This is a genomic window from Hamadaea sp., from assembly GCF_013362815.1.
In the GTDB taxonomy this organism is placed as follows: domain Bacteria; phylum Actinomycetota; class Actinomycetes; order Mycobacteriales; family Micromonosporaceae; genus Hamadaea.
On sequence record NZ_JABFVK010000025.1, the window covers coordinates 63,447 to 75,676 of the forward strand.

Annotated in this window: 13 protein-coding genes; 5 read left to right on the forward strand and 8 right to left on the reverse strand. The window is 68.7% G+C overall.

The window, feature by feature from the left end; all coding sequences use genetic code 11:
• The first annotated feature begins 41 nt into the window (after positions 1 to 41).
• On the forward strand, positions 42 to 509 hold the full coding sequence (locus HOV77_RS14255) for a hypothetical protein (RefSeq protein WP_290862305.1): 468 nt from the start codon (positions 42 to 44) through the stop codon (positions 507 to 509).
• Here the strand turns inward: HOV77_RS14255 and HOV77_RS14260 are convergent.
• Complete coding sequence (locus HOV77_RS14260) at positions 503 to 865, reverse strand: DsrE family protein (protein WP_290862307.1); 363 nt, start codon at positions 863 to 865, stop codon at positions 503 to 505. The two genes, HOV77_RS14255 and HOV77_RS14260, sit on opposite strands and share 7 nt — an antisense overlap.
• Before the next feature lie 24 nt (positions 866 to 889).
• Between HOV77_RS14260 and mtfM the strand changes: the two genes are divergently transcribed.
• Both mtfM and HOV77_RS14270 read left to right on the forward strand, forming a co-directional pair.
• Entirely contained in the window at positions 890 to 994 is a 105-nt protein-coding gene (gene mtfM / locus HOV77_RS14265) for a small membrane protein MtfM (RefSeq protein WP_290862309.1), read from the forward strand.
• Entirely contained in the window at positions 988 to 1,572 is a 585-nt protein-coding gene (locus HOV77_RS14270; RefSeq protein WP_290862424.1) for an FABP family protein, read from the forward strand. The genes mtfM and HOV77_RS14270 overlap by 7 nt, the downstream gene beginning before the upstream one ends.
• Positions 1,573 to 1,589: 17 nt before the next feature.
• On the opposite strand, the gene HOV77_RS14275 is transcribed toward HOV77_RS14270, so the two are convergent.
• From HOV77_RS14275 to HOV77_RS14295, 5 genes are all read right to left on the reverse strand, one after another.
• Positions 1,590 to 2,597, reverse strand: coding sequence for an inorganic phosphate transporter (locus HOV77_RS14275; protein WP_290862311.1), 1,008 nt, complete (start codon positions 2,595 to 2,597; stop codon positions 1,590 to 1,592).
• A 12-nt stretch (positions 2,598 to 2,609) separates the two neighbouring features.
• Positions 2,610 to 3,236, reverse strand: a complete 627-nt coding sequence (locus HOV77_RS14280) for a DUF47 family protein (RefSeq protein ID WP_290862313.1) — start codon at positions 3,234 to 3,236, stop codon at positions 2,610 to 2,612.
• Between the two features lie 142 nt (positions 3,237 to 3,378).
• A complete protein-coding gene (locus tag HOV77_RS14285) occupies positions 3,379 to 4,254 on the reverse strand; it encodes a PPK2 family polyphosphate kinase (protein WP_290862315.1) in 876 nt (291 codons plus the stop codon).
• A gap of 180 nt (positions 4,255 to 4,434) precedes the next feature.
• The gene (locus HOV77_RS14290) at positions 4,435 to 5,685 is read right to left on the reverse strand and encodes an IS701 family transposase (protein ID WP_290862426.1); all 1,251 of its coding nucleotides are present in this window, start codon (positions 5,683 to 5,685) and stop codon (positions 4,435 to 4,437) included.
• A 264-nt stretch (positions 5,686 to 5,949) separates the two neighbouring features.
• A complete protein-coding gene (locus HOV77_RS14295; protein WP_290862428.1) occupies positions 5,950 to 6,513 on the reverse strand; it encodes a DUF402 domain-containing protein in 564 nt (187 codons plus the stop codon).
• Positions 6,514 to 6,795: 282 nt separating this feature from the next.
• Between HOV77_RS14295 and HOV77_RS14300 the strand changes: the two genes are divergently transcribed.
• On the forward strand, positions 6,796 to 8,838 hold the full coding sequence (locus tag HOV77_RS14300; protein WP_290862431.1) for an ATP-dependent DNA helicase: 2,043 nt from the start codon (positions 6,796 to 6,798) through the stop codon (positions 8,836 to 8,838).
• A gap of 84 nt (positions 8,839 to 8,922) precedes the next feature.
• On the opposite strand, the gene HOV77_RS14305 is transcribed toward HOV77_RS14300, so the two are convergent.
• Positions 8,923 to 9,261: a co-chaperone GroES gene (locus HOV77_RS14305; protein WP_290862317.1), complete on the reverse strand. Its 339-nt coding sequence runs from the start codon at positions 9,259 to 9,261 to the stop codon at positions 8,923 to 8,925.
• A gap of 271 nt (positions 9,262 to 9,532) precedes the next feature.
• Here HOV77_RS14305 and HOV77_RS14310 point away from each other — a divergent pair, with 271 nt between their 5' ends.
• On the forward strand, positions 9,533 to 10,804 hold the full coding sequence (locus HOV77_RS14310) for an AI-2E family transporter (protein ID WP_290862319.1): 1,272 nt from the start codon (positions 9,533 to 9,535) through the stop codon (positions 10,802 to 10,804).
• Position 10,805: 1 nt separating this feature from the next.
• Here the strand turns inward: HOV77_RS14310 and HOV77_RS14315 are convergent, their stop codons facing one another.
• Complete coding sequence (locus tag HOV77_RS14315; protein WP_290862321.1) at positions 10,806 to 12,221, reverse strand: PrsW family intramembrane metalloprotease; 1,416 nt, start codon at positions 12,219 to 12,221, stop codon at positions 10,806 to 10,808.
• Positions 12,222 to 12,230: the final 9 nt, after the last annotated feature.

Consider the following 12,230-nt stretch of genomic DNA (forward strand, 5'->3'; position numbering starts at 1 on the left):
GCGCGTCACCGAGAGGTGCCGCGCCCTGTCACTATTGGCCCATGCGCAAGCGCACTCTGCTCATCGCGGGGGTCGCGGCCTGGGCTCTGCTCCTGGTCGGCCTGGCCGTCTACTCCTACCACCGCGATCCGGCGACCGTGCCCGGCCAGACCACCGTGGCCCAGGCCAAGGCCACCATGGATCAGGTCACGGGGGAGCTCACGGCCGTCTCCAGCAGTGTCAAGATCAGCGAGTACGCCGAAAGCCCGTGCGACATCTCGAATGCTCGGAGCGGGCGATCCGTCAAACGAGAGCTGACCTTCACGACCGCCCCCGGGGACGAGGCGACCCTGCTCCGTTCGATCGCCGCGGGACTGCCGACGGCGTACCACGCGACCACGACGGAAAGCGACACCACGGTGACCATGTACGCCGACGCCGGCAATTTCGTCGCCGTACGCGGTCGCAAGGGCGCCGACCCCGGATCGGTCGTGGTGTCGCTGCTGTCCGGCTGCCGCGAAGGTCAGTAGACGAGCGCCTGGACTCCGTCGGCCAGGACTTCCTCGACGAACGACGCCGCACCGGCGATGCGTACGCCGGAGATCACGTCGGCTTGGGTGATGTTGCGCCGCTGTGCGCACTGCGTGCACAAGGTGACCTGGCCACCGGCGACGATGGCGGCGAGCAGATCCTGCAGGGGTGCCGAGTGCGGCAGGTCGAACTCCTCGGCCCGTCCTGGCAGCGCGTACCAGCTGGATTCTCCCGTCAGCCAGAGCGAGACCTCGGCCCCGGCGGCGACGGCGGTCGCCGCGACCGTGAACGCCTGCCCGCAGCGTTCCGGGGCGTCGCGACCCGCGGTGACCTTGACGACAAGCTTTCGACTCATACCCCGCAGCCTAAGATGGGCGACGTGGTCACCGAGATCGGGTTCGTGAGCCTGCTGGTGGCGGGCTTCGGAGCCCTCGCCGGCGGCCTCGTCTACGTCGCAGTTCGAATCGCAAGGGGACGCTGGTGAGTGAGAATCCGATGCAGCCGCCGTGGCTCAACGCGCCGCCGGTGGAGCCGTACCCCTATGCGGACACGCACGATCTGCGCGAGGGCCCGGATCTGCACCACGATCTGTTGGGCCTGCTGCCGTTCGTCGGCGTGTGGCGCGGTCGCGGCAAGGGCGGCTACCCGACCATCGAGGACTTCGACTACGCCCAGGAGATCCGGATCAGCCACGACGGCCGGCCGTTCCTGAACTACGACTCGCGCGCCTGGCTGATCGAGGAGGACGGCACGCCGATCCGGCCCGCCTTCCGAGAGGTCGGCTGGTGGCGACCGGCGACCAACGGCGACGAGGTCGAGATGCTGCTGACCAACCCGACCGGGATCATGGAGCTCTACTTCGGCAAGGCGGAGGCCAACCCGCCCCGGCTCGACGTGCAGACCGACGCCGTCGTGCGTACGCCGACCGCCAAGGAGGTGCGGGCGGGGCACCGCCTGTTCGGCATCGTGAACGGCGAACTGCTGTACGCGTACGAGATGGCGGCAGTGGGCCAGCCGATGCAGGACCACTTGAGCGCGAGGCTGGTCCGCGTCGGCGGCTGACACTGCCGCCCGCTCGATTAGAAGATCGGCCGGATCACCAGGTACGCGAGGATCGAGATGAGGGCGGCGCCCGGGAAGGTCAGCACCCAAGCGGTGACGATGTTCCCGGCGACACCCCAGCGCACGGCGGAGAGTTTCTTCGTCGCGCCGACGCCCATGATCGCCGAGGTGATCGTGTGGGTGGTCGAGATCGGTGCGCCGAGCACCAGCGCGTTGTAGTACAGCACGCTGCTGGCGACCGTCTCGGCCGCGAACCCCTCGGCCGGACCGAGGTCGATGATCTTGCGACCCAGCGTGCGGATGACCCGCCAGCCACCGGCGTACGTGCCGAGCGCCAGCACCGTGGCCGAGGTGTAGTACACCCAGCCCGGGATGTGGCTGGGATCGTCCTGGTAGCCGCCGACGTAGAGGGCCAGCACGATGATGCCCATCGTCTTGGCGGCGTCCTGCATGCCGTGCCCGATCGACATCGCGGCGGCGGAGATCGTCTGCGCGATCCGGAATCCACGGTTGAGCTTGCCGGGATGTCCCTTTCGGAAGATCCACATCACGGCGACCATCACGATCGCGCCGAGGATGAAGCCGACTACCGGCGACAGCACCATCGGGTAGACGACCTTCTCCAGCAGACCACTCCAGAGCACCTTGGCATCGATGCCGAACCAGATTCCGGCCAGAGTCGCGCCGACGAGGCCGCCGAACAACGCGTGCGTCGAGGACGAAGGAATGCCGAAATACCAGGTCAGCAGGTTCCATCCGATGGCACCGATCACCCCGGCGAGCACGATGCCGAGGCTGGCCTCACCGGCCGGTAGGGTCACCAGGCCCTTGCCGACGGTTGCCGCCACCTTCGCGCCGAAGTGCGTACCGATGAAGTTGCCGAGCGCGGCGATCAGCAACGCGACACGAGGCGTCAACGCCCGGGTCGAGACGCTGGTCGCAATGGCGTTCGCGGCGTCGTGGAAGCCGTTGGTGTAATCGAAGATCATCGCCGCCGCGATGACCGCGAAGACGGCCCAGAACATGGCGTCCAAGGCTTAGGACTCCTTGACCGCGATGGTCTCGATGGTGTTCGCGACGTGCTCGAAGGCGTCACAGGCCTTCTCCAGCTCGTCGGCGACCTCCTTCATCTTGAGCACGGTCAGCGCGTCGTACTCGCCGGAGAAGAGCCGGACCAGGAGCATCCGGTACGCCCGGTCGCCTTCGTTCTCGAGCCGGTTGATCTCGACCCAGTACTCCTGGAGGTTCTTCATCCCCTTGAGCTGCGGCATCGCGTTGGCCGTGATCTTGGCCTGCTGGTCGAGCACGTCCACCAGCTCGTGCATCTCGCGGGGCAGCGCCGGGAGCTTGGTCAGGCCGTAGAGGTAGACCAGGTTGCCGGCCGCCTCGAGGTGGTCCATGACGTCGTCGAGGCCCGAGCCGAGGTTGTAGATGTCGGACCGGTCGAACGGGGTGATGAACGTCGAGTTGATCTTGTTGTAGAGCTCGTGGGTGATCTGGTCGCTGTCGTGCTCCAGGTCGCCGAGGCGCTCACTGACCGACTGCACGTCGGCGCCCGGCAGGGCCAGCTCCATGAGCAGCTCGGTCCCGTGCATCAGGTTCTGCGCGGCTCGGCTGAAGAAGTCGTAGAAGGCCGCGTCCTGCGGGCGAAGGGAGAACTTCACGGCACAACCTCATCTGTCGTAGATGGACTATCCGGCGGCGGAAACGGGCACCGCGATGATCGGGTTTCGGGCCGAATACTAGGGTGCTTCACGTCCTCGTCAACGGCAGGTCACCCGATGCCACCTTGGATTCATGTGCTGTTCACCCACTGTTCACCTCCGGCTGCGTGACCAACCGGCCACGTTCGACATCTGGGTCGAAATCGGCTGGCGGGTACCCGGGATTGATCTCACGCAGTTTCTCGAGCAGGAGATTCGCCACAGCCCAGTCGCGGTACCACTTCCGGTCGGCCGGGACGACGTACCAGGGTGCTTCGTCACGGTCGCAACGCCCGAGCGCCTCCGCATAGGCCTCCTGGTACGCCGGCCACAGCGCACGCTCGTCGACGTCTCCTGGGTTGTACTTCCAGTACTTCGTGGGATCGTCGAGCCGGTCCAGTAAGCGCTGTTTCTGCTCGTCCCGCGAGATGTGCAGCATGACCTTCACCACAGCACAGCCGTCGGCCACCACCTGCTGCTCGAAGCGGTTGATCTTGGCGTACCGGGCGCGCCAAGTGCGCGCCGGCACGAGGTTGTGCACCCGGACCACCAGGACGTCCTCGTAATGGGACCGGTTGAACACGCCGACGACGCCCGGGCCGGGCAGGCCGCGCTCGATCCGCCAGAGGAAGTCGTGGGCGAGCTCCTCCTCGGTCGGCTTGCCGAACGACACGATGTGTACGCCCTGCGGGTTGAACTGACCGACGACCTTCTTGATCGTGCCGTCCTTGCCGCCGCAGTCCATCGCCTGCAGGACCAGCAGCAGCCGCTGCCGGGAAGCCCCGCTCTTGGCCGCCGCGAACAGCTTCTCCTGCCAGCCGAACAGCTCCTCGCCGAGCACGGGCAGCTGCGCCCGGGCCCACGACTTGGGGTCCTTGCCCGCCGCTTTCGGCAAGCCGGGCGTGCTGCGCGGGTCGATCGCGCCGAGGTCCACCCCGCTGGGCGGGACTCGCAGCAGATCGGTCAACCGGCGTGCCATGTCCAGATCATCACGCATTCGACCCCCACGTGCCGGGTTTTGCGAAGTAATGCCTAGTAGTGCTTTGTCACGTTCAGCCCGCTCGGGGTTGTCGGGCGGGGAAGAGGGTTCGGCAGGTGGGGCACCGTCCGATGATCGTGACCAGGGTCTTCTGGATGCGTCGGAGTACGCCGTAGAGGGTCAGGCCGGCGCTGGGGTTTTTGGGTCCAGCCGCTGCAGGGTCAGGAATCCGTGTGCGGCGGAGACGAGGGTCGTGTGATGGTGCCAGCCCATCCAGGTGCGGCCTTCGTAGTGGTCCAGGCCCAGGCCGGTCTTGACCTCGCGGTAGTCGTGCTCGATACGCCAGCGCAGCTTGGCCAGCCGGACCAGGGTGCGGTGCGGGGTATCGGCGGGCAGGTTGGACAGCCAGTAGCGGGTGGGTTCGGGTTCGCCGGGTGGCCATTCGGCGATCAGCCAGCGCACCGGCAGATCGCCGAAATCGACCGCCCGCCGGTGGACGTTGCTGGCTGGGCGCACGCGCAGGAACACGAACCGGGAGCGCAGCTTGGACGGCTTGGCACCACGACGGCGCGAGCCATCGCGCCAGGTGACTGTGCAGGCTGTATGCCGCCCGGCGGCCAGCAGGTGCTTCAGCAGGCTCGGGGCCGGTTCGCGGTAGATCAGCGGCGGACGGCGCCCCGCGCCCTTGTAGGGCGGCGCGCTGCGTTGAGTGTCTTGGGTGAACGCGGTGTGGGTGGCGGCGACGCCGACCACATAGGTCAGGCCACGGTCGTCGAGGCCCTGACGGAACTCGGCGGCATCGCCGTAGCCGGCGTCGGCGACGACCAGCGGCGGCGTGAGACCCCACCCGATCACCTCATCGATCATGTCGAGGGCCAGGCGCCACTTCTCCCGATGTGTGACCTGCCGCGGGATACGGGCCCGGCTGCGGCGCTCGGTGACGTCGCCAGCCGCCTTGCGGCTGGCCGGATCCCACGTCTCGGGCAAGAACAGCCGCCAGTCGACCGGACACGATGCAGTGTCGGTGACCAGGTTCAGGCTGACCCCGACCTGGCAGTTGGTGACCTTTCCCGCGGTGCCGGTGTACTGGCGGGTCACACAAGGCGACGCGGCACCACACTTAAGCCAGCCGGTGTCATCGACAGCCCACGCGTGCGGGCCGATCGCCGGATCGAGACGCCGGGCCAACTGCCGACGCACCGCCGTCACGTCCCACGGACTGTTGGTGACGAAGTGGTTGAGCGCCTGATCGTTGACCGCGTGCATCCGCCCAGCCATCGGCTGGATCGACTTGCGTCGTCCGTCCAACATCAGCCCACGAAGGTACTGCCCGGCCCGCTCCTGCCAACCCGACCGAGTCAGCCACGCGAACACCTCCGCCGTGAACTCGGCCAGATCCTCAGCCAGCCCACAGACCTCGACATCGTCCATACCGAGACGACGGGCCGCCTTCGCCATGATGACGACCCATCACCTGAACGTGACAAAGCACTACTAGGGTCTGTCTCTCGGATCTCGCGAGTCGGTGGCGAGGTCCAGGCGGCGACTCGGCTAGCTTGATCTTCGTCGGAATACTCGTGGTATTTCGGCGAAGACTCAAGCTGCCGGGGAGCGCTTGCGCGAGCCGCCGGGAGTGCGGTCAGCCGATCGTCGTCTGGGCCCGCCAACGGCCGCGAACGATCCGAGAGACAGGCCCTAGTCGTGCGGGTCCATGGGCGTCCAGCTGACGACCTTGTCGAGCCATTGGCGGTACGCCGACGCGAACGGCTCGGTGCCGTCGGCCAGCGCGGTTTCGAGATGTCGGGCCGCCGCCCAGGCCTGCTCGACGAGGACCGCCGGGTACGCGAACTGCTCCCGATGCTCCTCGAACTCCTCGGTGTCGACGAGCAGGACGGCACCGGACTCACGGCGGCGTTTGACGTCGAGGTCGAGATCGGCGAGCACTACCCGGTCGGCGATCCACTCCGCCGGAGTGGTGATGTCGCAGTAGACCTCGCTGCCCTGAGGTGGCGGATTGAACATGGCCGTCCACCAGGCGTTCTCGGGGACGAGCAGGACCCAGGGACGTTCGAGTACGCGTCCGGAGTCGGCCACCGTCCCCGGCAGTACGCCCAGCCACCGGCCGTAGTCGTCGGAACCCAGCAGGACGGCGGGATAACCCCGATGGGGTGAACCGTCGTACTTGGAGATCTCCACCCGGACCCGGTCACCGGTATGCGCGACCGCCACGGGCAGGTGGCGATCGTCCAGCGGCGGCATGTCGAGCTGCTCGTCCATCGCTTGCCCATCCTGTCATACGCCGACACGCCTTGCGCTCCGCTCGGCCGTCCGCCCCGGACCCGCTCGCGCATGGTGCAACGGCGCATAAGGGCCGCGCGCTTGGGGGCCGTCCGCTTACGGGCCGTGTGCGGAGGCGGACTTGTCGGCCCGGACCGCTAGGGTCGTCACGTGACCCGACGGAAGGCAGCCACCGCAGAAGAGATCCTGGCCGCCGCGGTCGGCGCGGTCCCCGGCGGCTCGGCCCGCCCCGGTCAGGAGGCGATGACCTCGGCGATCGCCGATTCCCTGCGGACTGGGGAGCATCTGCTGGTCCAGGCCGGGACCGGCACCGGCAAGTCCCTGGCGTACCTGTCGCCGGCGTTGACTGTGGACGGCCCGGTCGTGATCTCGACGGCCACCCTCGCGTTGCAGTCCCAGTTGGTCGATCATGATCTGCCCCGGCTCGCCGAGGCGGTCCGGCCCTTGCTGGGCCGGGAGCCGACCTTCGCCGTGCTCAAGGGCCGCCATCACTATCTGTGCGTCGCCAAGCTTGAACACGCCGGGGACGCCGAAGACGAGCCACAGGGCGGACTTTTCGATGTCGTCGCGGATCGCTCGAACCGGCGAGGACTCGAGCCGGGAGGACGGGCTGCGGCGACCTCGGATGGCACGGTCACCGCTGCCGACACCGGTCCGGCGAAGACGAAGACGGTCTGGATCGGTGAGGCCGGGCGGCTCGGCAAGCAGTTCGAGCGCCTGCGGGACTGGGCGGCGAAGACCGACACCGGCGACCGCGACGAACTCGACCCCGGCGTCGACGACGTCATCTGGCGGCAAGTCAGCATGCCGGCTCGGGAGTGCGTCGGGGCGAGCCGCTGCCCCTACGGCCAGGAGTGTTTCGCCGAGGCGTCCCGGGCCCGCGCTCGCGAGGCCGACCTGGTCGTCACCAACCATTCGCTGCTCGCCGTCGACATGATGGCCGGGCGTCAGATCGTGCCGCCGCACAAGCTTCTGATCATCGACGAGGCGCACGAACTCGCCGACCGGGTGTCCAGTGCGACACAGGCGGAGCTGACCGCTGAGGCGGTCGATCGGACCGCCCGAGCCTCGCGCTCCTTCATCGAGCCGGAGGACCACGCCTCGCTGCAAGAGGCGGCTGACGCACTGACGCTGGGGCTGGTCGAGACGCCGCCCGGTCGGTTGCAGAGCGGCTTGCCGAACGTGCTGCACGAGGCCTGCACGCTGATCGACGGCGCCACGAGCCGGGCCCTCCGGCAGATCGGTGAGGTCAAGGCCGACGACTCGGACCCGGTCCGCAAGCAGCAGGCGAAGGCCACCCTGACCGAACTCAACACCACGGCGCAACGGCTCCTCGCGGCCGCCGACTACGACGTGGCCTGGGTCGAGCACGAGCCGCGCCGGGCCCTGGTGGTCGCGCCGTTGTCGGTGGCGGGCCTGCTGGCCGAGAAGCTCTACGAGGAGCGGACGGTCGTGGCGACCTCGGCCACCCTGACGCTGGGCGGCACCTTCGAACCGGTCGCCCGCTCGCTGGGACTGATCGCCAAGACGCCGGCCGCGCCCGACGCCGCCGCGAAGGCTCCGCTCGGCACGCTGCCCGCCAAGGCGGAGAAGCCGCCGGCCGAACACAATGAACTGCCGTGGACCTCGTTGGACGTCGGATCCCCGTTCGACTACGGCAAGCAGGGCATCCTCTACGTCGCCGCGCACCTGCCCCGCCCGGCCGCGTCCGGGCTGCCCGACGCGGCCGCGGAGGAGTTGCTCGCCCTGATCGACGCGCTCGGCGGGCGTACGCTCGGGCTGTTCAGCTCCCGGCGAGCCGCCCAGCAGGCCGCCGAGCTGGTACGCATGAAGACCGACTTCACCGTGCTCCTCCAGGGCGATGAAGCCCTCCCCCTGCTCGTACGCAAATTCCGCGCGGACAAGGCGAGCTGCCTCTTCGGTGTCATGTCGCTGTGGCAGGGCGTGGACGTGCCCGGCGACGCCTGCCAGCTCGTCGTGATCGACCGGCTGCCGTTCCCGCGGCCCGACGAGCCGCTCGCGGCGGCCCGGAGCGCCGCGGTGGACGACGTCGGCGGCTCCGGCTTCGCCTCCGTCAGCGTGCCGATCGCCGCGGTACGCCTGGCGCAGGGCGTCGGCCGATTGATCCGGTCCACCTCGGACAAGGGCGTCGTGGCGGTGCTGGACTCCCGGCTGGAGACCGCCCGGAGCTACGGCGGCTTCCTCCGCAAGAGCCTGCCGCCGTTCTGGTACACGACCAAACGGGAAGTCGCCCTCGGCGCGCTCAAGCGTCTCGCGGCCGACTAGCGCGACCGGCCGACTAGCGCGACGCGTAGGGCTCCTAGCGACAGCCCGAACGTCGTCGCCCCGTCCACGACTCAGTCGGCTCGGCTAGAGGTAGAGGCCGGTGCCGTTCTCCTCGATCCGGGTCGCCGCGACGGCGTGGACGTCGCGTTCCCGAAGCAGGATGTAGTCGCGGCCGTGCAGTTCGACCTCGGAGCGGTCGTCCGGGTCGAACAGGACGCGATCGCCGGTCACGATCGAGCGGACGTTGGGGCCGACCGCGACGGCGGTCGCCCACGCGAGCCGGTGTGCGACCGAGGCGGTCGCGGGGATCACGATGCCGGCCGCGGAGAGACGTTCGCCGTCGCCGGATTCCATGCGGACCAGTACGCGGTCCAGCAGGAGACGGATGGGGAGGCCGGAGTCGGTCTGACTTGCTGCGCTCACGGTCAGGCACGCTACCGGACCGCCTACGGCGGCTGTCGGCCACCGCCAGCCTTGCGTCGATCAGGGCCCTGGGGAGTCGATCAGGGCGCTCGGGCCACGACACGCCGGGTGATCACGCCCGATAGTTCATGATCGCGCAGAAAGAACGGGGGGGGAAGCCCCGAAGTACGGGTGGGCCGGGGAGATGGGTGTATTCCCGGATGCCGGGCGAGCGGCGGCCGGTTACGGTAAGACCGGCCAACGTGCTCAAACGGGCGGCAGGAGGTGCGCTTTGGGGCGGTTCGAGCAGGCCCGGGCCAACATCAAGAGGGCCTACGAGGCCGGGCGGGCCAGTGTGCGCGCCCGCCGCACCCAGCATCCTGACCAGACCGAGGAGGTAGCCGTGGCCGACCCCGATCCGACCACGCCCGAGGTCGTGCACAGCAGCACGTCCAGTCGCGACGATCAAGAGGTGCCGGTCGGTCTGCGCGTCGCGTCCGCCTGGGGCTGGCGCATCGTGATCCTCGGCATCATCGTGTACTTCGCGTTGAAGCTGATCGACACGCTGTCCCACCTGATCATCCCGCTGGTCATCGCATTGCTGCTCAGCGCGCTGCTGGGCTCGTTCGTCGGGGTGCTGTCCCGCTTCCTGCCCCGTTCCCTGGCGACTGCGATCGTCGTGTTGCTCGGCATCGGCGCGGTGGCCGGCGTACTGACGATCGTGATCACTCAGTTCGTCGACAACATCCCACAGGTCGCCGACAACACGACCAAGGGTGTCAACGACATCCGCGACTGGCTGAAGGAAGGCCCGCTCGGGCTCACCAACGAGCAGCTCACCTCGTTCGCCAAGCAGCTGCAGACCTTCCTGAACGACAACAAGGACAAGCTCACCAGCAGCGCCGTCGCCACCGCGTCGACCACCGTGGAGGCTTTGACCGGCCTGTTCCTGGTGCTTTTCTCGCTGTTCTTCTTCCTCCGCGACGGCGACGTCATCTGGCGCTTCTTCGTGGGGATCATGCCCCCGGCCACCCGCGAGGCGGTTGACTACTCCGGCCGGGCCGCTTGGCACACGCTGGTCTCCTACGTCCGGGCCACCGTCCTGGTCGCCTTCATCGACGCCATCGGCATCGGCATCGGCCTCTGGATTCTCAAGGTGCCGCTGGCGTTCCCGCTGGCCGCCCTGGTCTTCCTGTTCGCCTTCATCCCGATCATCGGGGCGACCGTGTCCGGCGCGGTGGCCGTGCTCATCGCCGGGGTCAACAACGGCTGGATCACCGCACTCATCGTGCTCGCCATCGTCATCGGCGTACAGCAGCTCGAAGGGCACGTGCTGCAACCGCTGATCATGGGCAAGGCGGTCGCCATCCACCCGCTCGCCGTCATCGCGGCGATCGCCGGTGGCCTCGCGCTCGCCGGGATCATCGGCGCGCTGATCGCGGTGCCGCTGGTCGCGATGTTCAACACCGGCATTCGCGCGCTGATCGGCCGGCGCAAGCAGATCGAGGCCAATCTCCGCGAGGAGTCGGCTCAACAGGAGGCGGAGGGCGCGGCGCCCGCGTGACTCACCGTCGCCAAGGGCCCCAGGCCGGCGGCGGCGGGGGCATGAGCACGGGAATCGGCACCACCGGCTCCGGTGGGGCCGGCACCGTCCGCGTCTGTCCATCCGGGAAGGTCAACTCGTACGCCGTACCAGTCCACCGGGCCGGTGGCGTCTGCGGGTCGCGCCCGACGTACACCTGGCGCGCCGTGCTGATCTGATCGAGGAGGGCCCGCTCCTCTTCCCGCGCCTTGTACTGCTGTTCGGGCGTACGGTCGAGGCCGCGCTCGATCCCGTCGCGGACCAGGGCGAGCCGGGTGGCGGCGAACTGGAAGACGCTCATCGCCTTGCGCCCGGGGTCGCCCGCGACTCGCTTGGCCCAGGTGCGGGCGGCGTGCCGGCGGCCGAGCGAGGCCAACGCCGCGACCTCGGGCGGGCTGAGCCACCCGGCCTGCACGTACGCCGGGAGCGCCCGGACGGTGATCCGCCCCTCGTGGGATCGCAGCCAGAGGGCGAACGCGACCATGGCCAGGAAGATCGGCATCTCCAGGGCGAAGTAGCCGTAGAGGACCAGGATCGTCTGCCCGGTCGCGGCGGCGATCGTGGGGATCAGGTTCCACGTGCCGTGCAGCATCATCGCGACGAGGAGTCCGGCGATCGGGGCGAGCCAGCGCACCAGCGGACTCGCCGTACGCGCGGCGACGCCGATGCCGACGCCGGTCATCGAGGTGAACAGCGGATGGGCGAACGCCGAGAACAGCACGCGAACCAGGAACGTCGCGAAGAGCATCTGCAGCCCGGTGTTGACGCCGTATTCCTCACTGCCTGCGGCGTACGCGTGACCGCCGAGGTAGAGGATGTTCTCCGTCATGGCGAACCCGGTGGCGGACAGTCCGCAGTAGACGATGCCGTCGGTGATCCCCGAGATCTCCCGCCGCCGCAGCCAGAGCAGCAACAGTGGAGCGGCCGCCTTGCTCAGCTCCTCGATGAACGGCGCGACGACGACCGCCACGACGCCGTCGGAGATCCCGTTGCGCTCGAAGAGCAGGGAGCTGAACGTGTTGACGGCCAGCGCGATCGCAGTCGCCACGACCGCGCCCCAGGCGAAGCAGACCACCAGCGCCCAGGTGGGCTCGGGTTCGTAGCGATCGAGCCACAGAAAGCAGGCGACCAGGACTGGCACCGGCAGGATCGCCGCCGCCAGGCCGACCAGCAGCGCTTCGATCCCGTAGTTGTAGCCCAGGAAGATCAGCATGCCGATGGCGAAGATCGCGAAGAACAGGATCACGCCGCCGAGCGTCACCGGCCGCTTCCAGCGTTGCCACCCACTCGGGCGCAGCTGTGCGGGCGGCAGACCACCCGAGGCCGGCCATCCCACGGGCTGAGCCGGGGCGGGTGTCGGTTCGCTGTGGGGTATCCCACTCGGCGGGAACTCGGACATGCAACGCAG